We start from the raw sequence: 24,888 nt of genomic DNA, 5'->3' as shown, positions 1-24,888 counted from the left end.
CAGCAAGAGTAGATGTTCGAGTCTGGATCCGTTGGAGGTCAGCACGTCCGCCTGGCCGCGCCCAGGGTCATCGCATCGGTATGGGGCAGCCGTCAACTGCAACCGCTGGTGCTCCCGCACGACGGGCAGGCGTGGCACGATCCGGCACGTTGCATACGCACTCCGCATTGCATGCAGTACGGCGCGTCCGGATTCCCCGGAGAGGGTGCAGTGAGGCCGCCGGGTGCCGGAGGAGTGTCGGGAGTATCCGTCGTGATCGCGGCCGTCGTGGCCGCTGTGGTTGTGCCCGTGTACGACGTGAGGGTCGGGGTGTCCGGGACGGTGCGCTCCGCGCTCGTCAGGATCCCGAGTTCGGTGCGTTCGTCGAGATCGAGGTAGTCCACCGCGAGCCGCCGGAAGATGTAATCGAGGATCGACGTGGCGATCCGCAGGTCGGGATCGTCCGTGATCCCGGCCGGCTCGAAGCGGGTGCTCGTGAACGCCCGCACGAACGTGCGCAGCGGAACCCCGTACTGCAGGCCGTAACTGACCGACATCGAGAACGCGTCCATGATTCCGGCAAGAGTGGAGCCCTGCTTCGACACCCGCAGGAACATCTCGCCGGGTCTGCCGTCGCCGTACTCGCCCACGGTGACGAACCCCTTGCAATCGGCCACGCGGAATTCGAACGTGCGCGAACGCCGGGTGCGCGGCATCCGTTCCCGGCGAGGCGCCGGGAGCGGCGTGGCGGCCCCGTCACGGCGCCCCGACCGGGAGGTCGCCGACAGCGGCTGACCGAGTTTGCAGTTGTCGCGGTAGATCGCGAGCGCCTTGAGGCCGAGCCGCCACGCGTCGACGTACAGGTCGGAGATGTCTTCCACCGTCGCGGATTCCGGAAGATTGACCGTTTTCGAAATCGCCCCCGACAGGAACGGTTGCACCGCCGCCATCATCCCGACATGGCCGCGCGGCGCGATCACGTTGTCGCCCATGGACGTCGCGAACACCGGCCGGTGTTCGTCACGCACGTGCGGCGCGCCCTCCAGGGTGTGCTCGAGATCGAGATAGGCCACGATGTCCGCGACCCGCGCCGGATCGTATCCGAGGCGTGACAGTGCCCGCGGCACAGTGCGATTGACGATCGAGAGCGACCCTCCGCCGACGAGCTTCTTCGTCTTGACGAGTGCGAGATCCGGTTCGATTCCGGTGGTGTCGCAATCCATCGCCAAGCCGATCGTGCCGGTCGGGGCGAGCACCGACACCTGGCTGTTGCGCACACCGTGTGCGGCGCCGTCGGCCACCGCACGGTCCCACGACTCGCGTGCCGCGGTGAGAACCTCCGGTGCCGCGAGGTCGGCGTCGATGTCGTCGAGCGCGCCCCGGTGTTTGGCGAGCACCCCGAGCATCGGCTCGCGATTCTCGGCGAAACCGTCGAACGGTCCGAGGCGCTGCGCGAGCTGCGCGGAGACCTCGTAGGCGGCTCCCGTCATCAGCGCGGTGACGGATGCGGCCCACGCACGGCCCGCATCGCTGTCGTAGGGGATACCCGAGGCCATCAGCAGCGCACCGAGGTTCGCGTATCCGAGCCCCAGTTGCCGGAAGCGCCGTGACGTCTCCCCGATCCTGTCGGTGGGGTAGTCGGCGCGGCCCACGAGGATCTCCTGCGCGGTGAGCATCACCGCGACGGCGTGCCGGAATCCGTCGACGTCGAACACACCGTCCTCGCGAAGGAAGGTCAGCAGATTGAGGCTCGCGAGGTTGCAGGCCGAATCGTCGAGGTGCATGTACTCCGAGCACGGGTTCGAGGCATTGATCCGGCCCGTCGCCGGCGCGGTGTGCCAGGCGTTGATGGTCGAGTCGTACTGCATCCCCGGGTCGGCGCATTCCCAGGTCGCGGCGGCGATGCGTTGCAGCAGGTCGCGGGCTCGGACGGTCCGCACCACCTCGCCGGTGCGGACCGCACGCAGCGGCCACTCGGCGTCGTCCACCACGGCGCGCATGAACTCGTCGGTCACCCGCACAGAGTTGTTGGCGTTCTGATACTGGACCGAATAGGTGTCGGCGCCGTCGAGACTCATGTCGAACCCCGCCTCGGCGAGGACCCGTGCCTTGCGCTCCTCGATCGCCTTGCAGTCGATGAATTCCTCGATATCGGGATGGCTCACGTCGAGGATCACCATCTTCGCGGCTCGGCGGGTTTTTCCGCCCGACCTGATGGTGCCCGCGGAGGCGTCGGCGCCGCGCATGAAGCTCACCGGTCCCGACGCCCTGCCTCCGCCGGTGAGAGGTTCGGCGGACGACCGGATGTGCGACAGATTCACCCCCGCGCCCGACCCGCCCTTGAAGATCAGCGCTTCCTGCCGGTACCACTCCAGAATCGAATCGATGCTGTCGTCGACCGAGAGGATGAAACACGCGCTCGCCTGCTGCGGTTTGTCCGGCACACCGATGTTGAACCACACGGGGCTGTTGAACGACGCCCGCTGGTGGAGCAACAGGAAGGTCAGTTCGGCCGCGAACGCCTCCGGATCGTCGAGGTGCCCGTCGGCCCTACCCCACGCCGTGACGGTGTCGACGATCCGGGCCACGACGTCGCGCAAGGAGTGTTCACGCTGGTCGGTGCCGATCTGTCCCCGGAAATACTTCTGGGTGACGATGTCGGTGGCGTTCTGCGACCAGAACGCCGGAAACTCGACTCCGGTCTGCTCGAACACCACCTTGCCGGTGCCGTGGTGGACGATGCGCGCGTCGCGGCGCTGCCAGTCCACTTCGTCGGCCGGATCGACGCCCGCCCGTGTGAAGAACCGGGTATCGGCGCGCGCGTCGGTGGGAGAGCCGGCAGGCGACTGCCGGGCGCTGCTGTGAGGCACTGCACTGCACATCGCTTTCCTCCAGGGACGGCGATCGATGCCACATATAGTCCCACCATGGTCTCACCGCGTCTCGGTACTCCGCTGTCTCCGACTGCCACCCGTGTTCTTCTGCTCGGCTCCGGCGAACTCGGCAAGGAGGTGATCATCGCCCTGCAGCGACTCGGCGTGGAGGTCATCGCCGTCGATCGCTACTCCAACGCCCCAGGTCATCAGGTTGCGCATCGTGCTCATACCGTCGACATGGGAGACCCCGACGCGCTCCTGGCGATCATCGAGGCAGAGCGTCCGCATCTGGTCGTGCCGGAGATCGAAGCCATCGCCACCGACGCGCTGGCCGTGGTCGAAGAACGCGGGCTCGCCGAGGTCATCCCCACCGCCCGCGCCACGCAGCTCACCATGAACCGCGAGGGGATTCGCCGCCTCGCGGCCGAGGATCTGGGTCTGCCCACCTCTCCCTACCGGTTCGCGCAGTCGCTCGACGAGGTCCGCGCCGCGGCCGAGCAGGTCGGTTTTCCGTGCGTCGTCAAACCCGTGATGTCCTCGTCGGGGAAGGGCCAGTCGACGGTGCGTTCCGCCGCCGACCTGTCCGCCGCGTGGGATCACGCACTGGCCGGGGGCCGCATCAACCACGGCACCGTCATCGTGGAGGGCTTCGTCGACTTCGATTACGAGATCACTCAGCTCACCGTGCGCGCCATCGGCGAGTCGGGCGAGGTCGAGACGTATTTCTGCGATCCGATCGGGCATCTGCAGCAAGACGGTGACTACGTCGAATCCTGGCAGCCGCAACCTATGAGCCCGACCGCGCTCGCCCGCGCCCGGGAGGTCGCCGGTGCGGTCACGGGTGCGCTCGGTGGTCGCGGCGTGTTCGGCGTGGAACTGTTCGTCAAGGGTGATGACGTGTACTTCTCCGAGGTCAGCCCGCGCCCGCACGACACGGGCCTGGTCACCCTGCGCACCCAGCGCTACTCGGAATTCGAGCTACACGCACGCGCGATCCTCGGGTTGCCGGTCGACACGGCCATGATCACCCCCGGCGCATCCGCCGTGATCTACGGAGGGGTCGACGCCCCCGGGATCGCCTTCGACGGTGTGGCCGACGCTCTGCGCGTCCCCGAAACGGACCTGCGCCTGTTCGGCAAGCCCGAGTCGTACCGTCGCCGCCGGATGGGTGTGGCCGTGTCGACCGCGACGGACGTCGCGACCGCCCGTGCCCGCGCGACCGATGCCGCGTCACGCGTGCACCCGATCGCACTGTGAGCACCGGCGCGGAGGTCCTCGTCGGCCTCGTCATCTGTGTCGGGCTGCTCGGTATCGTGCTCCCGATCCTGCCGGGCACGCTGCTCATCTTCGGAGCGATCGCGGTGTGGTCGGTGGTCACCGGGGGCGCGGCGGCATGGACGGTGTTCGCGATCGCCGCACTGGCCCTCGTGGTCACCGCGATCGTCAAATACACCTGGCCCGGAAAGCGACTCCAGCAGGCGGGTGTGCCGAACCGGTCGCTGATCATCGGTGGTCTGGTCGGGATCGTCGGGTTCTTCGTCGTGCCCGTGATCGGCCTCGTGCTCGGATTCCTTCTCGGCATGTACGTCTCGGAGATCCAGCGCCATCGCACACATGCGGGGGCGTGGCGGTCCACGGTGGCCGCTACCAAGGCGGCGGGCCTGTCGATCCTGGTGGAACTGTTCGGCGCCCTGATCGCAGCCGGCGCGTGGCTCGGTGCGGTGGTGTTCTGGTAGCTCCGGTCGACCGGCCGGCAGCGCCGTCGTTGTTTACCCACCCGATCCGATTGGTTACGCCGTTGAAATGCGCGGCGGCCTAACGTCGTCCCCAACGATCGGTTCAGCGTCGAACCACCGGCCGTCACTCGCTGCCACCCGGAGGTGGGATGTTCACGTCACGATTGACAGAAGCCAGTGTGGTTCCCGAGCGGATAGACACCCCGCAGGAGGCACGCGCAGCCATCTCCTCCCGCGGTGCCGCGGTTGCCCGCGGACTGCACACCGAGGAAGATGCCCTGGCTTTTGCGGCGGAAGTGCTGGGAGACAAGCGCATCCGGCTCGGTCGGCAGTTCGAGGCGAGCATGCGCAACCATCAGCGGGAAGCTGCCGTCGTCGACGCTCAGCCCGTCGACGAGCGAGGACGAAAGCGCTCGTTCGGAAAACCGGGCGAACGGATGACCGCACACAACGACGGATTCGCGTTCGGGGACTACGCGCCGGACCACCTGTTCCTGTGGTGCAAGCGGCCCGCCGAATCCGGCGGTGACTCGTTCCTCGTCGACGCGTGGAAGCTCACCGAACTACTCGCCGCCGATCCCGCGACCGCCGACCTCGCGGAGTTCTGCCGGACCGTCGACATCGATCATTCGGAACCTAACTTCGCGCAGAGTACGTACGCGCCTATCGTGCGGGTCGTGCCCAGCGGGCGCGTACAGGCGCGGTACCACCCCTACCTGGCGCCGGTCCCGGGCTCGACTCGTCCCGCCGACGCCGACATGCTCGCGCGCTGGAACGACACGGTGCTGCATGTGCGGGACACCGGGCCGATGTTCCGGGCGGAAGCCGGCGAGATGATCTGTGTCGACAACTACCGGTTGCTCCACGGCCGCGACGGATACACCGATCCGGCGCGCGAGCTGTACTCGATCTGGGGGTGGACGACCGATGCGGTCGCCGTGCCCGTGCAGCAACTCGACATCGTCGAGCCGGACCTCGCCGGACTGACCGGCTGAGCCGCGCGATGAATACCGTCCTGTCCCGGGGAGCGCCCGCCGCAGGGGCCGCGACCGGACCCGCCGGCGAGGAGCACGTTCCGGCCATCGACATGAAGGGTGTCGCGAAGGCGTATCCGCTCGGCCGCCGACGCGGCGAACTGACCGCCGTCGACTCGTTCGATCTGACCGTCGCTCGTGGCGAGTTCGTCGCGCTTCTCGGCCCGTCCGGTTGTGGCAAGTCCACCGTGCTGCGCCTGCTCGCGGGCCTCGAGGAACCCACGGCGGGAACGGTCCGCATCGAGGGAGGCGGACCCGCCGACCTGGTGGCCTCGCGCCGGCTCGGCGTCGCGTTCCAGGAACACGCCCTGATGCCGTGGTCGGATGTGTGGCACAACATCGCGCTGCCCTTCCGCATCGCCGGGCGGACGGTCGACTCCGGTCGCGTCGAAGAACTCGTCGAACTCGTGGGGTTGTCGGGCTTCGAGAAAGCACGACCGCGACAACTGTCCGGTGGCATGCGGCAGCGTGTGGCCATCGCGCGGGCGCTCGCACTCGAACCGGACGTTCTGCTGCTCGACGAACCCTTCGGCGCGCTCGATGCGGTGACCCGCCGGCGCATGAACTTCGAACTCGCCCGGATCTGGGCCGACGCGGGGTCGACGACCGTGCTGGTGACACACGACGTCGACGAGGCGGTGCTGCTCGCGGACCGGATCGTCGTGCTCACCGGCCGGCCGGGCCGGGTGCGGCACATCGAGAACGTGGCGCTGCCCCGGCCGCGATCGGCGGAGATCACCCGCGACCCGAGATTCCACAGCATCGTCGACCGGCTCACCGGCTTGCTCGACGGGCCCGCGACGTGACCGCGGTTCTTCCGCGACCCGTCACCATCCCGCATTTCGCGTCGAACATTCTCGGCGCCGCCCTGTTGCTCGCGATGTTCGAGGTGGTGGGCAGGGCGCAGGTCTTCGGGAAGAACTGGCCCCCGTTGACGGAGGTCGTCACGTACGTCGCCGGCAACGACGCCGTGCAGGCCACCTTGACACGGGCATTCGGTGCGACCGCCACCTCGGCGCTGTGGGGATTCGCGCTGGGCACCGTCGTGGGCGGAGCGCTCGCATGCGTCACCGTCGTGGCCCGATGGACCGCACCGGGACTCGACCGGCTGGCGACGATCGTGCACGCGATACCTCTCATCGCGATCGCGCCCCTGCTGGTGACCACGGTCGGGCGCACGACCGCTCCGACCGTCGTCGCAGCGATGGGCGCGGGCTTCGCCGTCTTCGTTGCCACGTCGGCGGGGCTGGCGTCGGCACCGGCGGCGCAGTCCGACGTGCATACGGCGCTCGGATCGTCGCGTTGGTCGCGTCTTCGTTTCCTGCAACTCCCGCACACGGTGCCGCTCGTCACGGACGCGGCGGGCCTCGCGGTGACTTCGGCCGTCCTCGGGGCTGTTCTCGGGGAGTGGTTCGGCGCCCCGAAGGGGCTCGGTGTGCTGCTGGTCAGCGCGATGAACAACTATCAGATCCCGCTGCTGTGGTCCGCCGCCGCCGGATGCGTGGTGCTGTCCCTGACCGCGTACCTGCTGGTCCGTCTGCTCGCCGTGCCCGTGCATCGGAGATTCTCATGACTGTCGTGCGCGGCGCCGTCACGCGGTACTGGGTGCTGCTCGCGCTGCTCGGCGGGTGGTGGGCGGTGGTCGCCGTCAACGACTTCAACCAGATCGTCATGCCGTACCCCCAGGACGTTCTCGTCGCGATCGTCCGCGAGCGACACGAGTACGTGACCGCGCTCGTTCCGACCCTCGCGCTGTCGCTGGGCGGACTGGCCGCGGGCTTGACGGCCGGCGGCGTGTGCGCGGTGCTCGTATGGTCCTCCCGGATCGTCGCGGGAGTGCTGACCCCGATGGCGTTGCTGCTCAACTCCGTTCCCGTCGTGGCGATGATCCCGGTGCTCGCGCGGGTGCTCGGGTACGGGCAGACCACGGTGTTCGTGGTCACCGCCATCATCTGTTTCCTGCCCGCGTTCGTTTTCGTCGGCGCCCGGCTCGCCGCCCCGCCTGCGTCACTCGGAGACGTCTACACGGTGCTCGGAGCGGGCAGGGGAGTGCGGCTGAGGAGACTTCTGCTGCCCCATGCCCTGCCCGGGTTCCTCGTCGCTCTGCGGGTCAGCGCCCCCACCGCGGTCCTGGCCGTCCTGCTCGGCCAGTACCTCATGGGCGCCGGGGGCCTCGGAAAGATGTTCTCCACCTCGATCACCTACAGCCAGAACCAGCAGGCCTGGGGTGTGGCGGTGGTCGCGACCGCTGTGTCCACCGGCCTTTTCTTCGCGGCACGTGCGGTCGCGGATCGTGCCGCCGCGCGCTTGACCTGACCACCCACTGCTTTCTCACCGATCATCACCAGGAGGCTCCATGCCCGCACGCCCCTTCACCGGTCCGAGCCTGAGCCGGCGCACTTTTCTGCGGGGAACCGCGGCCGGGGCTCTGGGAATCGCCGCGGCCGGCACTCTCGGTGCGTGTGGTTCCGGCGAATCCGGTGCGGAGTCCGACACGCTCCGGGTCGCTTTCGGCTGGATCCTCAACACCGAGTTCGGTGGGTACTACGTCGCCGAGGACAAAGGTTATTACGCCGAGGAAGGACTCACCGTCGAATTCCAGGGCGGTGGCCCGAACGCCCCCACGCCGATGCAGGCGGTCGCCGCGGGATCGGCGGACATCGGTATCGCGGCCGGCGCACCCGACCTGTACACCGCGATCGGGCAGGGCAACGATTTCGTGGCGCTCGGCGCCCAGTTCCAGGTCTCACCCGCCGGACTGCTGTCGTTGTCCGCACGACCGATCCGCACCCCGCGCGAACTCGCGAGCGCGCGCATCCTCGGTCAGGAAGGCATGCAGACCACCCTCGACGCGGTGCTCGTCGGCGCGGGTCTCGACCCGGTCTACGACTTCACTCCGGTCGGCTTCGATCCGAGCCCGCTCGTCGAGGGCCAGGGCGACTGCTACACCTGCTTCGTCACCAACCAGCCGATCACACTCGAACAGCAATACGGCTTGCGACGAGGCGACGGCTACGAGGTGGTCACGTTCGCCGATCTCGGTTCGGCGCAATACGCCGATGTCGTGTTCGTGGACCGCACCGCCCTTGCGGAGAATCGCGACAGGCTGGTGCGGTTCATGCGTGCCACGATGCGCGGCTGGGACGACTACCTTGCCGACCCGCACGCCGCAGCGGCATTGGCGGTGGACAAGTACGGCGTCGACCTCGGACTGGAGATGGCGCAGCAGACCCGGCAGGCGGAACTCCAGGTTCCCCTGATCGAAAGCCCGAGCGGCCTGTTCGCGATGGACGTCGCCGCAATGGAGGGGCCCATGTGGCAAGCGCTGGCATCGGGCGGGTACGAGAACCTGCCCGCGCCGGCCTCCTTCGTCGACCTCGGTGTGCTGGCGGAGGCACGTCCGCCTTCATGAGAGCAGCGTGCCTCCGCCGGCACCCACCGGAACGTCACGACGACGCCGGGGTCACACCTCTTGCAGGCGAGGGTAATCCGTATATCCCTCGGCGCCTGGTCCGTAGAACAGTTCCGGGCGCAAGTCGTTCTCGCGGTGTTCGCCCCGCCACCGTTCGACGAGATCGGGGTTGGCGAGCACCGCGCGACCGACGGCCACCGCGTCGGCATGGGCTTCTTCGATGAGGCGAACGGCTTCCTCACGCGTGGTCGGGGACGCGAAGCCGCTGTTGGCGATCACCTTCCCACCGAAGCGTGCACGCAGTTCCTGCACCAGTTCACCGGCAGGTTCCTGGTGCAGGACCGACAGATACGCCAGGCCGACGGGACGCAACCGGTCGACGAGGGCGCCGTAGACAGCGCGCACATCTTCGCGGTCGGTCTCGAGCGCGTCCTGGATGTTGTGTTCGGGGGAGATACGCAGTCCGACCCGGCCCGCACCGACGGCGTCCGCCACGGCCGTGACCGCCTCGACGACGAGACGGATCCGGTTCTCCACCGAGCCGCCGTACTCGTCGGTGCGCCGGTTCGAGGCCGGCGACAGGAACTCGTGCAGCAGGTAGCCGTTGGCACTGTGGATCTCCACACCGTCCAGCCCCGCGTCGATCGAGCGCCGGGCTGCGGCGACGATGTCGGCGACAGCAGCGGCCACCTCGTCGGTCGTGAGCGCGTGCGGTACCGGGTACGGCTGCTTGCCCTTGGCGGTGTGCACCTCACCGTCGATCGCGACGGCGCTCGGGGCGACGACGCGCCGTCCGCCGTTCACATCCGGGTGGGTCACTCGTCCGCCGTGCATCAACTGCAGCACGATGCGGCCGCCGCGTCCGTGTACGGCGTCCGCGACCCGGCGCCAGCCCTCGGCCTGCTCGTCGGTGGCGATTCCCGGCTGTCCGACGAACGCCTGCGACTCGAAGTTGACGTAGGTTCCCTCGGCGATGATCAGGCCGACGCCGGCCCGCTGCCGATAGTGCTCGGCGATCAGGTCGCCGGGAATCCCGTCCGGTCCGCCGCGCAGGCGGGTCAGGGGAGCCATGACGATGCGGTTGCCGAGTTGGAGGTCGCCGAGTGTGACTGGTGTGAACAGATCCATTCGTGGCGCAACAGGATCTCCGGGGCCGGGATTCCCGATGTGGTGCCCGCTATGAAAAGTGTCACCGCAGGACCCGAGGTCCCCTCGGTGTCGTCCCGTCGCTCCGTGTGCGCATCCCCGCAGGACAGCGCAGAGACGGCTCCGCCCGGGGGACGCGAGGCGTCCACCGGGCGGAGATGGGCCGGTGATCAGGCCTTGTGCGGCTCCGACGCGCGGAACATGTCCTCGCGTTCGACGACCTTGACGCGCTCACGGCCTTCGGCTTCGCCGAGGCTGCGCTCGTGCGCATCGAGCCGGTACCAGCCCTGCCACGTGGTGTACGGCAGCTGCTTGCCTTCGAGGAACTGCACGACGGCATCCTCGGACGGCTCCTCGGGAGAGTTCAGGCGGCCCGCCGAGCGATCCTCGAGCAGGTTCGCGACCGTCTCGTTCGCGTCGCCCTTCGTGTGGCCGATCAGGCCGACGGGGCCGCGCTTGATCCAGCCGGTGACGTAGGTGTGCGGCATGAACCGCTCCGGGCCCTCGACGGACTCGTCGCCGAGGACGCGACCGGCTTCGTTGGGCACGGTGCCCGCCTGCTCGTCGAACGGCAGCTGAGCGATGTTCTGCGACAGGTAACCGACGGCGCGGTAGACGGCCTGGACGTCCCAATCGCGGTACTTGCCGGTCCCGCGAACGTTGCCGGTGCCGTCGAGTTCGGTGCGCTCGGTACGCAGGCCCACGACCTTGCCGTCCTCCCCGAGGATCTCGTGCGGAGACTCGAAGAAGTGGAGGAACAACTTGTGCGGACGGTTGCCCACGTCGCGGATCGCCCAGTCCTGCAGCGTGTTGGCGACCATGTCGACCTGCTTGGACGCGCGGCGCGCCTGCTCGGAGCCCTGGTCGTAGTCGATGTCCTCCGGGTCCACGATCACTTCGATGGTCGGGGAGTGATCGAGTTCGCGCAGTTCGAGGGGCGTGAACTTGGCCTGGGCCGGACCGCGACGCCCGAAGACGTGCACCTCGACGGCCTTGTTGTTCTTGAGGCCCTCGTAGACGTTCGGCGGGATCTCGGTCGGCAGCAGTTCGTCGCCCGTCTTGGCGAGCACACGCGCAACGTCGAGCGCGACGTTTCCGACGCCGAGGACGGCGACCTTCTCGGCCTCGAGCGGCCACTCGCGCGGCACGTCCGGATGGCCGTCGTACCAGGACACGAAGTCGGCGGCGCCGTAACTGCCGTCGAGGTCGATGCCGGGGATGTTCAGCGCGCGGTCGGCGTTGGCACCGGTCGAGAAGATCACCGCGTCGTAGAAGCGGTTCAGGTCGTCGAGCGTGAAGTCGGTCCCGTAGTCGAGGTTGCCGAGAAGCCGGATGTTCGGCTTGTCGAGCACCTTGTGCAGGGCCGTGACGATGCCCTTGATGCGCGGGTGGTCCGGCGCGACTCCGTAGCGGATCAGACCGAACGGTGCAGGCATCCGTTCGAACAGGTCGATGCTGACTCCCGGATCCTGCGCGGTGTCGGACTTCATGAGCGCATCGGCGGCGTAGATACCGGCGGGACCGGCACCGACGATCGCGACGCGAAGGGGACGAGTCTGATCGGTCATCAGGGGATCAACTACCTCTTCGGTGAGCGGACGGACATACCCAGCTTAAATTAAGGCTGCCCTCAGCGGGCGGGGCGCAGGGCGCGGGGAAGGACGGTGTGAGAAGAATGAGAGAACCGTCGAGAGAATCGCTTCAGCGACAACACATGTGGGCACTCATGCGACACAGGTCGACGGCGAGGCGTCGAACGAGCTGAGTAGTGGCCACGTCACAATTCCTACCTCGAGAGGGTTTATTCGGCAAATGCGCCGTGACCGGCTCCGACCTGGTCGGGGATAGGATCGCCCATATGGCACAGCGTCAAGCACCCGATCCCGATCCCTCGGCCGACGAACCCGCCAGCGGTACACCCTGGCCGTTCATGGGGGCACTGCTGGTTGTCGTGCTGCTCATTCTGGCCGTGATGGGTGCGCAACTGCTCTCGCCCGCGCAGGACGAGCTGAGCGTGGACGAACGGATCGATCGCACGGTGGCGGACTACGTCAGGGCTCACAACGAGAACGACCGGGACATTCTCGCGCGTCTGCGCTGTGAAGAGCTGCCGGAGGCGGAGGCGCCGCTCTCCGACGTCGAGGGCACTGTGGAGTTGCAGGCGACCCAGGACGTCGCCGTGGAAGGTGACCGCGCGACGGTCGACGTCCGCGCGACCGTCGACGGTGAGTCCCGGATCGAGACCTGGCAGGTCGTCCAGGTCGACTCGGTGTGGCGGGTCTGCGAGTTCTGACAGCCTCCCGCTTGCGCGCCACGCCGTGACCTGTGAAAACATGTCGTGGTGAGCTACGCAGGTGATATAACGCCGCAGGAAGCTTGGGAGCTCCTGCGGGAAAACCCGGATGCCGTGCTCGTCGATGTTCGTACCGACGCCGAGTGGAAGTACGTCGGGGTCCCCGAGACCTCGCCCATCGGCCGCCGAACCGTCTTCGTCGAATGGGTTCGCTATCCCGACGGTGCCCCGAACCGAACGTTCGTGGACGACCTGGCGAAAGCCGGCGTCTCCGGTGGTCCGGTGATATTCCTGTGTCGCTCGGGGCAACGCTCGATAGGTGCCGCCGAGGCGGCTACCGCGGCGGGCGTGACCCCCGCGTACAACATCCTCGACGGATTCGAGGGAGCGCTCGACGCCGACGGGCATCGCGGAGCTCAGGGCTGGCGGGCAGTGGGCCTGCCGTGGAGGCAATCGTGAGCTCCATCCCCAAGGGCGGCGCATTCGAGCGCCGGCTTCCCGACAACGTGCGTCCTGCCACGCTGGGCGTGCGGGGTGGCACCCTGCGTTCGGGGTTCGAGGAGACGTCCGAGGCGCTCTACCTCAACTCCGGATTCGTGTACGAATCGGCGGAGGCCGCCGAAGCGGCGTTCACCGGCGAGGTCGACCACTTCGTGTACTCGCGGTACGGCAATCCGACCGTGAAGATGTTCGAGGAGCGGCTACGACTGCTCGACGGTGCCGAAGGCGCCTACGCCACGGCGTCGGGCATGTCCGCCGTCTTCACCGCACTCGCGGCTCTTCTGGGCAAGGGGGATCGGCTCGTCGCCGCCCGCAGCCTTTTCGGATCCTGCTTCGTCGTGTGCAACGAGATCCTGCCCCGATGGGGTGTGGAGACGGTGTTCGTCGACGGCGAAGACCTCGATCAATGGGAACAGGCATTGTCCGTCCCCACGACCGCGGTGTTCTTCGAGACTCCCTCGAACCCGATGCAGACCCTCGTCGACGTGCGGGCCGTCTCCGAGATGGCGCACGCTGCCGGGGCAAAAGTGGTGCTGGACAACGTATTCGCCACTCCTCTCCTGCAACGCAGCATCGATCTCGGTGCCGACATCGTGGTCTACTCGGGCACCAAGCACATCGACGGCCAGGGCAGAGTGCTCGGCGGTGCCATCCTCGGACCCGCGGACTACATCGACGGACCCGTGCAGAAGCTCATTCGTCACACCGGTCCGGCGCTGAGCCCGTTCAATGCGTGGACGCTGCTCAAAGGCCTGGAAACGATGCCGGTCCGGGTGCGCGCCGCGGTCGATTCGGCGCTGCGCCTGGGCCAGTTCCTCGAGACGCAGGACAAGGTGCGCTGGGTCAAGTACCCGTACCTGGAGTCGCATCCGCAGCACGACCTCGCGCGGTCGCAGATGAGTGGCGGTGGCACGATCCTCACGTTCGAGCTCGACGCTCCCGAGGGCGAAGGCAAGAAGCGCGCGTTCGAGCTGCTCAACAAGCTGCGCATCGTGGACATCTCGAACAACCTCGGCGATTCCAAGTCCCTCATCACCCACCCCGCGACCACCACCCACCGGGCGATGGGCCCGGAGGGGCGCGCCGCGATCGGCCTGTCCGACGGGGTCGTGCGCCTCTCGGTGGGACTCGAGGACCCCGAGGATCTGCTCGAAGACCTCGAGCAGGCGCTCTCCTGACCCGAGAGCACTCTTCCGGCCCGGAAACGCTGTGGGTTACGCTGCGGGTGCTCTGCCAGTCGGGCAGGGCACCCGCAGCGTTACGGTGAAGCCGGTGAAAATCCGGCGCTGTCCCCGCAACTGTGAACTCCGGCGATCGTGCCGGGGAAGCCAGGTCAGCCGGCGCAGCGGGCACGTACTGGTCCTCGGACGAAGGACGGTCTCGTGCCGCAACTGACGATGTTGCAGCCGTACTGTTTTCGTCCTCCGAGTTACGGAGGATGGCTGTGCCCCTCGTATCCCACCGGCTGCTCGCTGCCGGAATCACCGCGTGCGCTCTGCTGGCCACGGCGTGCGGCGCCGACGACGCCGCCAACCATGACAACCACGACACCGCCGGAGCCGGAAGTCCCCAGGCGATCGTGTCCCTGAGTCCCGTCAGTACCGAAATGCTGTACGCCGTCGGCGCCGGCGACCAGGTGATCGCCGTCGACGACCAATCCGACCATCCGGCCGGCGTACCGGTCACCGATCTGTCCGGGTACACCCCGAACGTCGAGGCGATCCTCGGTTACGAACCCGATCTGGTGGTCGCCAACGCGGACACCGCGGATCTCGTCGCCGGACTCGAGCAGGCCGGCGTCGAGACCCTGATTCTGCCCGCGGCGCTCACCCTCGACGACACCTACGCCCAGCTCGAGCAGGTCGGTGCGGCCACCGGGCACGTCGCAGACGCGGCCGAACTGGTCGCGCAGATGAGGAGCGAGGTCGACGAGATCCTCGCCGGACTGCCCGAACGTCAAGTCCCGCTTCGCTATTACCACGAACTCGACAACACCTACTACTCCGTCACGGACGACACCTACATCGGCGAGATCTTTTCCATGCTCGGTCTCACCTCGATCGCGACCGGCGGCAACGGGTATCCGCAACTGTCGGCCGAGTTCATCCTCGAAGAGAACCCCGACATCGTCTTCCTCGCCGACGGCCAGTGCTGCGGCGTCACGCCCGAGAATGTGGCGGAGCGAGCAGGATGGGGCGAGCTCACGGCGGTCCGTGACGGGCACGTCTACGTCCTCGACGAGGACATCGCCAGCCGCTGGGGGCCGCGCGTCGTGGACTTGATGCGGGATGTCGCCCGGATCGTCACCGGGATCCCAGCGGCCCAGCCCGCGTCTTGATCACGACCCCGCGTCGTCGCGCCCTCGTGCTGGGTGGCGCGGCGGTCGTTCTCCTCGCCGCCATGCTGGTGAGCATCCTCGTCGGTCCGGCGGGACTCACGCCACAGGCGGTCCTTCTCGACATCGCCGACCGGTTGCCGTTCGTCGACGTCGATTCCGGGCTCTCGACGCGGCAACAGGCGATCCTCTGGAACATCCGCATGCCGCGCGTGGTGCTGGGGGTTCTCGTCGGAGCCATGCTCGCCGTCGCCGGAGCGGCGTACCAGGGCGTCTTCCGCAATCCCCTGGCCGACCCCTACCTGCTCGGGGTGTCGAGCGGGGCGGGCCTCGGCGCGACACTCGCGATCGTGGTCGGAGGCGCCGCAGGGTTTGCCGGGGTTCCGATCGCAGCGTTCGCCGGCGGCCTGCTGGCGGTCGGTGCGACGTATGCCCTCGGCCGCTCGGTCGGCGGGGTGCGTTCCGAAGTCGTCGTCATCCTCGCGGGCGTGGCGGTCGCGGCGTTCGCGAATGCCATCCAGACGTTCTTCATGCAACTGCACGACGACACCTTGCGTCAGGTGTACTCCTGGATGCTCGGGCGGTTGTCCACCGACGGGTGGTCCGATGTCGTCGTCGTCCTGCCGTACGTGGTGGTCGCGGTCGCCGTCATCGCACTGCACCGGCGCACCCTCGACGTCATGGCGGTCGGCGACGTCGAGGCCGCCAGCCTCGGGATCCATCCGGCTCGTGTCCGGCTGTTGTTGGTCTGCGTCGCGACACTCGGCACCGCCGCCGTGGTTTCGGCGAGCGGACTGATCGGGTTCGTCGGCATCGTGGTGCCGCACGCGGTCCGGTTGCTCGTCGGCCCCGGTCACCGCATGCTGCTGCCGTTGTCGCTGATGGTCGGGGCCACGTTCCTCGTCCTCGCCGATGTGCTCGCCCGCAGCGTCATGTCGCCGTCGGAGCTGCCCATCGGGGTGGTCACCGCCGCGATCGGTGCGCCGTTCTTCCTCGTCGTACTCAGACGAAGCCGAGGTGCATGATGCCCGCCGATCTCGAATCGCTCGCGTCCACCGCCGTCACGTGCCGCGGTGTCGGGGCTGCACGCGGCGGCGTGGACGTGCTCCACGACGTCGATCTCACCGTGGCGACCGGCGCGTGGGTGTCGCTCGTCGGACCCAACGGGTCCGGTAAGACCACGTTGTTGCACGTTCTCGCGGGACTCGTTCCCTCGACGGGGCACGTGCGGGTGGCGTCCGTGACGCCCGGCCGGGGCGGCCGGCGCGCAACGGCGCGCGCGGTCGCGCTGATGCCCCAGCGCCCCGTGGTTCCCGAGGGTGTCACCGTCGAAGAACTCGTCCGGCTCGGCCGCACACCGCACATCGCACGGTTCGGCTCGGAAACGGGACACGACCGCGCGGTGGTGGACCGGGTCATCGAGCGCCTCGAACTCGAGCCGTTCACACGCCGATTCGCGACGGATCTGTCCGGGGGTGAACTCCAGCGCGTGGTCCTCGCTCGCGCACTGGCACAGGAACCACAGGTGCTGCTGCTCGACGAACCCACCAGCGCGCTCGACATCGGGCACCAACAGCAGGTACTCGAACTCGTGGACTCCATGCGCACCGAAGGCGAGCTGACGGTGATCGCCGCCATGCACGATCTGACCTCGGCGGCGCAGTACGGTGACAGGCTCGTCCTTCTCGACCGCGGCCGGGTCGTCGCCGACGGGCCGCCCGCCGAGGTGCTCACGGTCGACCGGATCGGCCAGGTCTACGGGGCGCGGGTCGAGGTCCTCGACCGTCCGGCCGGCCGCGCCGTTCTCCCGCTTCGTGATCCGTGGAAGGACGCATGATGGACGTACTGCTGCTGGGCACCGGTGCCGCGGACGGCTGGCCGAATCCTTTCTGTGCCTGCGAGTCCTGCACGGATGCCGCACGCCGCGGTGAGATCCGCGGCCAAACGGCCGCGCTCATCGACGACGTGCTCATGCTCGACTGCGGACCCGAAGCTCCCCGCGCCGCAGTATGTTTCGGCAGGACCTTGGCGGGTGTGCGTCACATCCTGCTCACCCACGCGCACACCGACCACCTCGGGCCGCAGGCACTGTTGTTCCGCTCGTGGGTCGATGCGGGTCACGTGCTCGAGGTCGTGGGACCGGCGGACGCGGTCGACACGTGCCGGCAGTGGGCGGGCCCGGACGATCCGGTGCGCTTCGTACCGGTCCGGGCGGGCGACGCGCTCACCGTCGGCGGGTATGCGGTGCGGGTTCTTCCCGCACGACATCGCGTGTTCCGCGACGGTGATGCGGTGCTCTACGACGTCACCGGTCCGGACGGTTCCCGCATCCTGTGGGCGTGCGACACCGGCCCGCTCCCGGACGGCTGGTTCGACGCGGTGCGCGGTGCGCGGTTCGATGCCGTCTTCCTCGAAGAAACATTCGGTGACCGATCGGAGTTGGGGCAAGGGCACCACGGACTGCCCGAATTCCGGGACACCGTCGCGGCTCTGCGCAGGTGCGATGCCGTGACCGACGCGACGGACGTGGTGGCGGTGCACCTCGGCCACCACAACCCGCCGATCACCGCCCTGCGCAAGCGGTTGCGGGAGTATGGGGCCAGGCCCGGTATCGACGGCGAGGAGGTGCGCGTGGGGGACGCCACCGCGCCGCCGCACCGGACCCTGGTGCTCGGGGGCGTGCGCTCCGGAAAGTCACGGCACGCGGAAGAACTGTTCGCTTCGCACGCCGCCGTCACCTACGTCGCGACCGGCGGGACCCGCGCAGGCGACGAGGAATGGGCGCAACGGGTTGCCCTGCATCGCGAGCGGCGGCCCGAATCGTGGTCGACGGTGGAGACATCCGATGTGAGCGGCGTGCTGCGCGCGGCTACCGATCCGCTGTTGGTCGACTGCCTCGGCACCTGGCTCACCGCACGAATGGATCTGCACGACGTATGGAACGGCGGCGACATGGGGGCGGTCGACGCCGACATCGCCGAACTCCTCGACGCGTGGCGGCGATGCCGGGTGCCGGTGGTCGCCGTGAGCAACGAGGTGGGCAGTGGTGTGGTCCCGGCCAGTGCCTCGGGACGGCTGTTCCGCGACACTCTCGGGCGTCTCAATGCCGCGGTGGCGGCAGTCTCGGACAGTGTCACGCTCGTCGTGGCCGGGATACCGCTGACGTTGCGCTGATCCCCGCGACCGGGCCTGTGCCTCAGGCGAGCAACCGGTACAGGCCGATGAGCCCCACTGCGACGATGACCGCCCGTAACACGGTGGGGGACATACGCCGACCGTACCGGGCACCGAGGTCTCCGCCGATCAGCGAACCCACGGCGATCAATACGACCACCGTCCAGTCGATGCGCTCGAACGCCACGAGAATGTATGCGGTGGCCGCGACGATGTTGACGAGCAGCGAGAGCAGATTCTTCGCGGCGTTCTGCCGTTGGATGTGTTCGGTGAGCAGAGCGCCGAACAAGCCCATCAGCAGAATTCCCTGCGCGGCGGTGAAGTATCCGCCGTAGATGCCGACAGCGAAAGTGCCCGCCACGAGCAGACTCATCCGCACCGGACCGATCCGGGCTTCCGGGTCGGCGTCGGTTCGCCGCAGTACCCACTTCTGGATCTGCGGTTGCAGCACGACGAGGACGAGTGCCAGGACCAGCAGGACCGGAACGACGGTCTCGAACACCGTCTCCGGCAGATGCAGCAGAAGCCACGACCCGATCAGCGCGCCGCTGACCGACGCGGGGATCTGCCATCGCAACGTCGGCCACTGGCCGCGTAACTCGCGCCGATAACCCCACGTTCCCGACACACCGCCCGCGACGAGTCCGATCGCGTTCGACATCGTCGCGGTGACGGGCGGCACGCCGAACGCAACGAGGGTCGGGAAGGTGATGAGGGTTCCTGAGCCGACCAGCGAGTTGATCGCACCGGCGCCGAGTCCGGCGAGGGCAACGAGAAACAACTCCAGCGGCGTCACTGCTCGGAGTCTACGGAGACCCCGGGACAGGGTCGAGGCGGCTTCCGGTCGCTCTAGGTGCCTGCATCCTGGCGCGCACTACGCCGCAAGGCGAGGACGACGACAAGGGGCCATATCGTCTCGGGCGTCAAGCCCACCCGCTCGACCAGCCCGAAATACTGCCCGCCCTGCGCCGAGATCAGGAACGCCACGGTCAGGGCCACGAACACCGCGGTCGCGATCGCCGATCCGCGGACGCTCAATGCGAACGACTGCGGACGGCTGCGAGACCCGACGAACGCGGGGAATGTCGCGATCAGGATCGAGCCGATGACGACACTGACCACGTGCGACGTGGCAGACCCGTTCGCCGGTTGCGGAAGTGCCGCGAGAGCGATCCCGGAGATCCCCGCGCCGCCGAGGACCAGTCGTGCGGCGGGACGCAAGGCACTCAGTCCGAGCGCAGTGATCACATGGCACGCGCCGAGCACGAACAGCGATGTCGTCATGATCCAGCGTTCGGCTCCACCGTGCCCGGCGAGCGCGCTCAGGCTCTGCCGCACAGCGCTGTACTCCGGGGGTTGTACCGTGCCCGCGACAACCCAGCCCGCGGTCAGTGCAACCGGGGCGAGCACGGCCGAAGCCACTGCCCACCAGGGTGCCCCGCGATACGCGCGGCCCGGCCCGGACGCGGTGATCGATACTCGTTCGACGCTGCCCACGTGCTCCATCGTTGCGCACCAGCGGCTTCCGCGGCGCCGGATTGGAATGTTCCGCGAGGCTCGAAATCGCCAAGCCGTCGATACGGCGGTGCTCGCCGAACGACTGGGTGCGAAGGAAACAGCGCGGTGCCGAGCGGCACGAGCACCCCAGTTCCTCCTGATCGTCTCGGGTCGTACCGGGCGGCAACCTCGCGGCCCGGACGCCGGCCCTTTCTCGCTGTCGCACAGCGTGCTCGCCGTAAAGCTTGCTACCACAGCATGTTCCCATCGACCGTTGTCTCGCTCCGGCGACGCTGCCCGTGCCGTACGGCTCGCCTCGAGTCGCGGTGTGCAGCAACCGGGAGTGCAGGCTCCGGGCTTCGACGCCAGGGTTGACGGGATCCTCGCGCTTTCCCGCACCGCCTCACCGCGCCGCCTGACCGGCATTCGGCTTCCACGGGGCGTTTCGGGCACCGCACCGGTCTCGACCGGAGGGGCATACTCGGGGGAAGTTGCACTACGACGGTCGGAGGATTTCGGTGGCACAGGAACTGAAGCTGGGATACAAGGCGTCGGCGGAGCAGTTCGGGCCGCGTGAGCTGGTCGAACTCGGGGTGCTCGCCGAGGCGCACGGGATGGATTCGGCGACGGTGTCGGATCATTTCCAGCCGTGGCGGCACAACGGTGGGCATGCCCCGTTCTCGCTGGCGTGGATGACCGCGGTGGGCGAGCGCACCGAGCGGTTGCAGTTGGGGACGTCGGTGCTGACTCCGACGTTCCGGTACAACCCGGCGGTGATCGCGCAGGCGTTCGCGACGATGGGGTGTCTGTATCCGGGGCGGGTGTTCTTGGGCGTGGGGACCGGTGAAGCACTCAACGAGATCGCCACCGGCTATGCCGGTGAATGGCCGGAGTTCAAGGAGCGGTTCGCGCGTCTTCGTGAGTCGGTGGCGTTGATGCGGCAGTTGTGGCTGGGAGATCGGGTCGATTTCGAGGGGGAGTTCTATTCGACGAAGGGCGCGTCGATCTACGACGTGCCCGAGGGTGGGGTTCCGGTGTATGTGGCGGCGGGTGGTCCGGTGGTGGCGCGGTATGCGGGCCGGGCGGGGGATGGGTTCATCTGCACGTCGGGTAAGGGCATGGAGTTGTATACGGAGAAGTTGTTGCCGGCGGTGGCGGAGGGTGCGGCGAAGGCCGGGCGTGATGTGGTGGGGATCGACAAGATGATCGAGATCAAGATTTCGTACGACACCGATCCGGAGTTGGCGTTGGAGAACACCCGGTTCTGGGCGCCGTTGTCGTTGACGCCGGAGCAGAAGCACAGCATCGATGATCCGATGGAGATGGAGGCGGCAGCGGATGCGTTGCCGATCGAGCAGGTCGCGAAGCGGTGGATTGTGGCGTCGGATCCGGATGAGGCGGTGGAGTTGGTGCGGGCGTATGTGGATGCGGGGTTGAATCATCTGGTGTTTCATGCGCCGGGTCATGATCAGAAGCGGTTTTTGGAGTTGTTCGAGCGGGATTTGGCGCCGCGGTTGCGCGCACTCGCCTGACCGGTTTCCCACGCGAGTAGACGCGGGGTGTCCTCTCTCCGGGGACACCCCGCACTAGGGTGGCAACCATGAGTGCTGCTGAAGATTCCGTATCGAGCATCTACATCGCAGCCCCGGAAGGCGACACCGGGAAGTCGACGGTGGCCCTGGGCTTGCTGCAGACATTGTGTGCTTCCACCGCCCGTGTCGGCGTCTTCCGGCCCATCGCTCGATCCGACAGCGACACCGACCACATCCTGGAACTGCTGCTCGAGCGCACCACCGCGGATCTCAGCTACGACGACTGCGTCGGCGTGACCTACGACGAAGTGCACGCCAACCCCGAGGCGGCGCTCGGCGACATCGTGACCAAGTACCACGCCGTCGCCGACCGGTGCGACGCCGTGGTGGTCGTCGGCAGCGACTTCACCGAAATCGCCAACCCCAGCGAACTCGCCTACAACGCACGCATCGCCGCCAACCTCGACGCGCCCGTGCTGTTGGTGCTCCGCGGCGCGCGCCGCACCCCCGAGGAGATCGCACACCTCGCCGACCTGTGCGCGAGCGAACTCGCGTTCCACCACGCGCACCTGAGCGCCATCGTCGTGAACCGGTGTCCACCGGAGGCGCTCGAGGAGGTCGCTGCCGCACTCGGCGGCCGGAAGGAACCGGTATGGACCCTGCCGGAAGTGCCGATTCTCAACGCACCGACCGTCGCCGAACTGCAGACCGCGATCGGCGGCAAGCTCTACAGCGGCGACCCCGACCTGCTGCAGCGGGAAGCACTACGCATCATGGTCGGCGGCATGACCGCCGAACGCATTCTCGAACGCATCACCGAGGGTGTCGTCGTCATCGCACCGGCGGACCGCTCGGACGTCATCCTGACGCTCGTCAACGCCAATGCGGCAGATGGCTTTCCGACGCTGTCGGGCATCATCATGAACGGCGGACTGCTTCCGCACCCCGCCATCGCCCAGCTCCTGTCCGGTCTCGGCTCGAATCTGCCGATCCTCACCACCGACCTCGGAACCTTCGATACCGCTTCGGCAGCGGACCGCACCCGAGGACGCATGGCGCTCGGCGCGCAGCGCAAGATCGACACCGCGCTCGCTCTCGTCGAACAGCACGTCGACACTGCCGCGCTGCTGGAACGGTTGCGGCTGCCCCGGCTCTCGGTCACCACTCCGCAGATGTTCGAGTATCAGCTCATCGACCGTGCCCGCAGTGCACCACGGCACATCGTGCTTCCCGAAGGCGAGGACGACCGCATCCTGCGGGCTGCGGGGCGGGTACTGCAACGGCACATCGCGGATCTCACGATTCTCGGTGACGAGCCCGCGGTCCGGCAGCGCGCTGCCCAGCTCGGAGTGGACATTTCCGGTGCGCAGATCATCGATCCGCGCACATCCGAACTCGGCGAACGCTTCGCCGAGGAGTACCACAAGCTTCGTCAGCACAAGGGCATGACTCTCGACCGCGCGACCGAAATAATGCGGGACGTCTCGTATTTCGGAACGATGATGGTGCATTTCGGACTGGCCGACGGAATGGTGTCCGGCGCCGCGCACACCACCGCGCACACCATCCGCCCGTCGTTCGAGATCATCAAGACCGAGCCCGGAGTGTCGACGGTGTCGAGCATCTTCCTGATGTGCCTGTCCGACCGGGTCCTCGCGTACGGCGACTGTGCAGTCGTACCCGCGCCCACCGCCGACCAGCTTGCGGACATCGCCATCTCGTCGTCGGCGACGGCGGCGAAATTCGGAATCGAACCACGTATCGCAATGCTGTCGTATTCGACCGGAGAATCGGGTTCGGGCGCGGATGTCGACAAGGTGCGCACCGCCACGGCCCTCGTCCGGGAGCGCCGCCCGGACCTCGCGGTGGAAGGGCCGATCCAGTACGACGCGGCGATCGAACCGACCGTCGCGAGCGCGAAGCTTCCCGATTCGGAGGTAGCCGGGCGAGCCACGGTGTTCATCTTCCCTGACCTCAATACCGGCAACAACACCTACAAGGCGGTGCAACGCAGTGCCGGAGCCGTCGCGATCGGGCCGGTGCTGCAGGGGCTGAACAAGCCGGTCAACGATCTGTCGCGCGGGGCGTTGGTCCAGGACATCGTCAACACCATCGCGATCACGGCAATTCAGGCGCAGGGAGAAGAATCGTGAGCACATCCACCTCGTTGACCGAGGGGACCGTCTTGGTACTCAATTCGGGTTCGTCGTCGATCAAGTTCCAGCTCATTCACCCCGAAAGCGGTGAAGCTGTAGCGCACGGACTCATCGAGCGCATCGGCGAGCCGGAGGGGCGGATCATCTTCCACCACACCACCGGAACCGAGGAGCGGGTGGGCGAGATCCGCGACCATCGGGCCGGCTTACGCACGGTGCTGGACATGCTCGAGACGCTGGGCAGGCCGCTGCAGGAAGCCGGTATCGCAGCCGTCGGGCATCGGGTTGTTCACGGCGGCACAGTGTTCCACGAACCTGCCCTCGTCGACGACGACGTGGTGAAGGCCGTGGCCGAGTTGTCCATCCTCGCGCCCCTGCACAATCCGGCGAACGCCATCGGGATGGAGGTCGCGCGCGAGGAACTGCCCGACATCCCGCACGTCGCGGTCTTCGACACCGCGTTCTTCCATGCGCTGCCGGCAGCGGCCGCCACGTACGCGCTCGAGCGGAACATCGCTCGCGAGCACGACATCCGGAAATACGGCTTCCACGGAACGTCGCACGAATACGTCTCACAGCGCGCGGCAGCGTTCACCGGTCGCGACCAGGCCGAACTGAACCAGATCGTGCTGCATCTCGGCAACGGCGCATCCGCGTCGGCCATCGAAGGTGGCCGTCCCATCGATACGTCGATGGGGCTGACTCCTCTCGAGGGCCTCGTCATGGGTACGCGAACGGGCGATATCGACGCCGGCGTCGTCATGCACCTCAATCGGGTCGCGGGAATGAAGGTCGACGCGATCGACGACCTGCTCAACCGGCGCTCCGGACTCCGCGGTCTCTCCGGTGTCAACGACTTTCGCGCGCTGCTGAACCTCATCGACGAAGGCGACGAAGACGCGAAGATCGCGTACGACGTCTATGTGCACCGGTTGCGGAAGTACATCGGTGCGTACGTCTTCGAGTTGGGTGGCGCCGATCAGATCATCTTCACCGCCGGCGTAGGCGAGAACAATGTCGATGTCCGGCGTGACGCGCTCGCGGGCCTGGAACGGCTCGGCATCGTCGTCGACCTCGAACGCAACGCAGCCCCCGGTAAGGGGGAGCGGCGGATCTCCGCAGACGAGTCGGAGGTCGAGGTCTTGGTCATCCCCACGAACGAGGAACTCGCGATCGCCCGCGCCGCTGCGGAATTCGCGTAACGGAGGCCCAGCAGC

Annotated in this window: 22 protein-coding genes and 1 riboswitch; of the genes, 17 read left to right on the top strand and 5 right to left on the bottom strand. The window is 67.7% G+C overall.

Annotated features, from left to right (window positions below; genetic code table 11):
- Positions 1-92: 92 nt before the first annotated feature.
- The gene (locus tag ACFWBU_RS08920; protein ID WP_169619140.1) at positions 93-2,861 is read right to left on the bottom strand and encodes a vitamin B12-dependent ribonucleotide reductase; all 2,769 of its coding nucleotides are present in this window, start codon (positions 2,859-2,861) and stop codon (positions 93-95) included.
- A gap of 45 nt (positions 2,862-2,906) precedes the next feature.
- Between ACFWBU_RS08920 and purT the strand changes: the two genes are divergently transcribed.
- The 7 genes from purT (at position 2,907) to ACFWBU_RS08885 (ending at position 9,037) form a co-directional block, all read left to right on the top strand.
- Complete coding sequence (purT, locus tag ACFWBU_RS08915) at positions 2,907-4,112, top strand: formate-dependent phosphoribosylglycinamide formyltransferase (protein ID WP_169619142.1); 1,206 nt, start codon at positions 2,907-2,909, stop codon at positions 4,110-4,112.
- Positions 4,109-4,591, top strand: a complete 483-nt coding sequence (locus ACFWBU_RS08910) for a DUF456 domain-containing protein (protein ID WP_378528060.1) — start codon at positions 4,109-4,111, stop codon at positions 4,589-4,591. The genes purT and ACFWBU_RS08910 overlap by 4 nt, the downstream gene beginning before the upstream one ends.
- 164 nt (positions 4,592-4,755) lie before the next feature.
- Positions 4,756-5,586 carry a TauD/TfdA family dioxygenase gene (locus ACFWBU_RS08905; protein ID WP_378528059.1) on the top strand — a complete coding sequence of 277 codons (831 nt, stop codon included), beginning with the start codon at positions 4,756-4,758 and terminating at the stop codon, positions 5,584-5,586.
- Positions 5,587-5,594: 8 nt separating this feature from the next.
- Positions 5,595-6,431 (top strand): ABC transporter ATP-binding protein, encoded by an 837-nt coding sequence (locus ACFWBU_RS08900; protein ID WP_378528058.1) that lies wholly within the window; start codon positions 5,595-5,597, stop codon positions 6,429-6,431.
- The gene (locus ACFWBU_RS08895; RefSeq protein ID WP_346765272.1) at positions 6,428-7,198 is read left to right on the top strand and encodes an ABC transporter permease subunit; all 771 of its coding nucleotides are present in this window, start codon (positions 6,428-6,430) and stop codon (positions 7,196-7,198) included. Before ACFWBU_RS08900 ends, ACFWBU_RS08895 begins: the two co-directional genes overlap by 4 nt.
- A complete protein-coding gene (locus ACFWBU_RS08890) occupies positions 7,195-7,941 on the top strand; it encodes an ABC transporter permease (RefSeq protein ID WP_169651359.1) in 747 nt (248 codons plus the stop codon). Before ACFWBU_RS08895 ends, ACFWBU_RS08890 begins: the two co-directional genes overlap by 4 nt.
- Before the next feature lie 40 nt (positions 7,942-7,981).
- Positions 7,982-9,037 carry an ABC transporter substrate-binding protein gene (locus ACFWBU_RS08885; RefSeq protein ID WP_378528057.1) on the top strand — a complete coding sequence of 352 codons (1,056 nt, stop codon included), beginning with the start codon at positions 7,982-7,984 and terminating at the stop codon, positions 9,035-9,037.
- Between the two features lie 51 nt (positions 9,038-9,088).
- On the opposite strand, the gene ACFWBU_RS08880 is transcribed toward ACFWBU_RS08885, so the two are convergent.
- Complete coding sequence (locus ACFWBU_RS08880; protein WP_169619154.1) at positions 9,089-10,165, bottom strand: alkene reductase; 1,077 nt, start codon at positions 10,163-10,165, stop codon at positions 9,089-9,091.
- Between the two features lie 188 nt (positions 10,166-10,353).
- A complete protein-coding gene (locus tag ACFWBU_RS08875; RefSeq protein WP_169651357.1) occupies positions 10,354-11,751 on the bottom strand; it encodes an FAD-dependent oxidoreductase in 1,398 nt (465 codons plus the stop codon).
- 290 nt (positions 11,752-12,041) lie between these two features.
- Between ACFWBU_RS08875 and ACFWBU_RS08870 the strand changes: the two genes are divergently transcribed.
- The 7 genes from ACFWBU_RS08870 to cobU all read left to right on the top strand — a co-directional run bounded on the left by ACFWBU_RS08870 (position 12,042) and on the right by cobU (position 18,486).
- The gene (locus tag ACFWBU_RS08870) at positions 12,042-12,476 is read left to right on the top strand and encodes a hypothetical protein (protein WP_169619157.1); all 435 of its coding nucleotides are present in this window, start codon (positions 12,042-12,044) and stop codon (positions 12,474-12,476) included.
- A gap of 48 nt (positions 12,477-12,524) precedes the next feature.
- Complete coding sequence (locus tag ACFWBU_RS08865; RefSeq protein ID WP_169619159.1) at positions 12,525-12,935, top strand: rhodanese-like domain-containing protein; 411 nt, start codon at positions 12,525-12,527, stop codon at positions 12,933-12,935.
- Positions 12,932-14,155, top strand: coding sequence for an O-succinylhomoserine sulfhydrylase (locus ACFWBU_RS08860; protein WP_169619162.1), 1,224 nt, complete (start codon positions 12,932-12,934; stop codon positions 14,153-14,155). Before ACFWBU_RS08865 ends, ACFWBU_RS08860 begins: the two co-directional genes overlap by 4 nt.
- Positions 14,156-14,183: 28 nt before the next feature.
- A riboswitch (cobalamin riboswitch) is annotated at positions 14,184-14,334 on the top strand.
- Positions 14,335-14,421: 87 nt separating this feature from the next.
- The gene (locus tag ACFWBU_RS08855) at positions 14,422-15,315 is read left to right on the top strand and encodes an ABC transporter substrate-binding protein (RefSeq protein ID WP_169619164.1); all 894 of its coding nucleotides are present in this window, start codon (positions 14,422-14,424) and stop codon (positions 15,313-15,315) included.
- Positions 15,316-15,377: 62 nt separating this feature from the next.
- The gene (locus ACFWBU_RS08850) at positions 15,378-16,337 is read left to right on the top strand and encodes a FecCD family ABC transporter permease (protein WP_378528090.1); all 960 of its coding nucleotides are present in this window, start codon (positions 15,378-15,380) and stop codon (positions 16,335-16,337) included.
- A complete protein-coding gene (locus ACFWBU_RS08845) occupies positions 16,337-17,149 on the top strand; it encodes an ABC transporter ATP-binding protein (protein ID WP_169651354.1) in 813 nt (270 codons plus the stop codon). The genes ACFWBU_RS08850 and ACFWBU_RS08845 overlap by 1 nt, the downstream gene beginning before the upstream one ends.
- Positions 17,149-18,486 carry a bifunctional adenosylcobinamide kinase/adenosylcobinamide-phosphate guanylyltransferase gene (cobU, locus tag ACFWBU_RS08840; protein WP_378528089.1) on the top strand — a complete coding sequence of 446 codons (1,338 nt, stop codon included), beginning with the start codon at positions 17,149-17,151 and terminating at the stop codon, positions 18,484-18,486. Before ACFWBU_RS08845 ends, cobU begins: the two co-directional genes overlap by 1 nt.
- Positions 18,487-18,508: 22 nt before the next feature.
- On the opposite strand, the gene ACFWBU_RS08835 is transcribed toward cobU, so the two are convergent.
- Together ACFWBU_RS08835 and ACFWBU_RS08830 are read right to left on the bottom strand one after the other, a co-directional pair.
- The gene (locus ACFWBU_RS08835) at positions 18,509-19,282 is read right to left on the bottom strand and encodes a sulfite exporter TauE/SafE family protein (protein WP_169619168.1); all 774 of its coding nucleotides are present in this window, start codon (positions 19,280-19,282) and stop codon (positions 18,509-18,511) included.
- A gap of 53 nt (positions 19,283-19,335) precedes the next feature.
- Positions 19,336-19,983: a DUF998 domain-containing protein gene (locus ACFWBU_RS08830; protein ID WP_378528056.1), complete on the bottom strand. Its 648-nt coding sequence runs from the start codon at positions 19,981-19,983 to the stop codon at positions 19,336-19,338.
- A 518-nt stretch (positions 19,984-20,501) separates the two neighbouring features.
- Between ACFWBU_RS08830 and fgd the strand changes: the two genes are divergently transcribed.
- The 3 genes from fgd (at position 20,502) to ACFWBU_RS08815 (ending at position 24,873) form a co-directional block, all read left to right on the top strand.
- Entirely contained in the window at positions 20,502-21,515 is a 1,014-nt protein-coding gene (fgd, locus tag ACFWBU_RS08825; RefSeq protein WP_378528055.1) for a glucose-6-phosphate dehydrogenase (coenzyme-F420), read from the top strand.
- A 68-nt stretch (positions 21,516-21,583) separates the two neighbouring features.
- On the top strand, positions 21,584-23,668 hold the full coding sequence (pta, locus tag ACFWBU_RS08820) for a phosphate acetyltransferase (protein ID WP_169619174.1): 2,085 nt from the start codon (positions 21,584-21,586) through the stop codon (positions 23,666-23,668).
- A gap of 14 nt (positions 23,669-23,682) precedes the next feature.
- Complete coding sequence (locus ACFWBU_RS08815) at positions 23,683-24,873, top strand: acetate kinase (protein ID WP_378528088.1); 1,191 nt, start codon at positions 23,683-23,685, stop codon at positions 24,871-24,873.
- The last annotated feature ends 15 nt before the right edge of the window (positions 24,874-24,888 follow it).

Source organism: Rhodococcus sp. NPDC060084, from assembly GCF_042730335.1.
GTDB lineage: Bacteria > Actinomycetota > Actinomycetes > Mycobacteriales > Mycobacteriaceae > Rhodococcus.
Note: the sequence above shows the minus strand (reverse complement) of the source record. Positions and strands in the feature narration are given on the sequence as shown.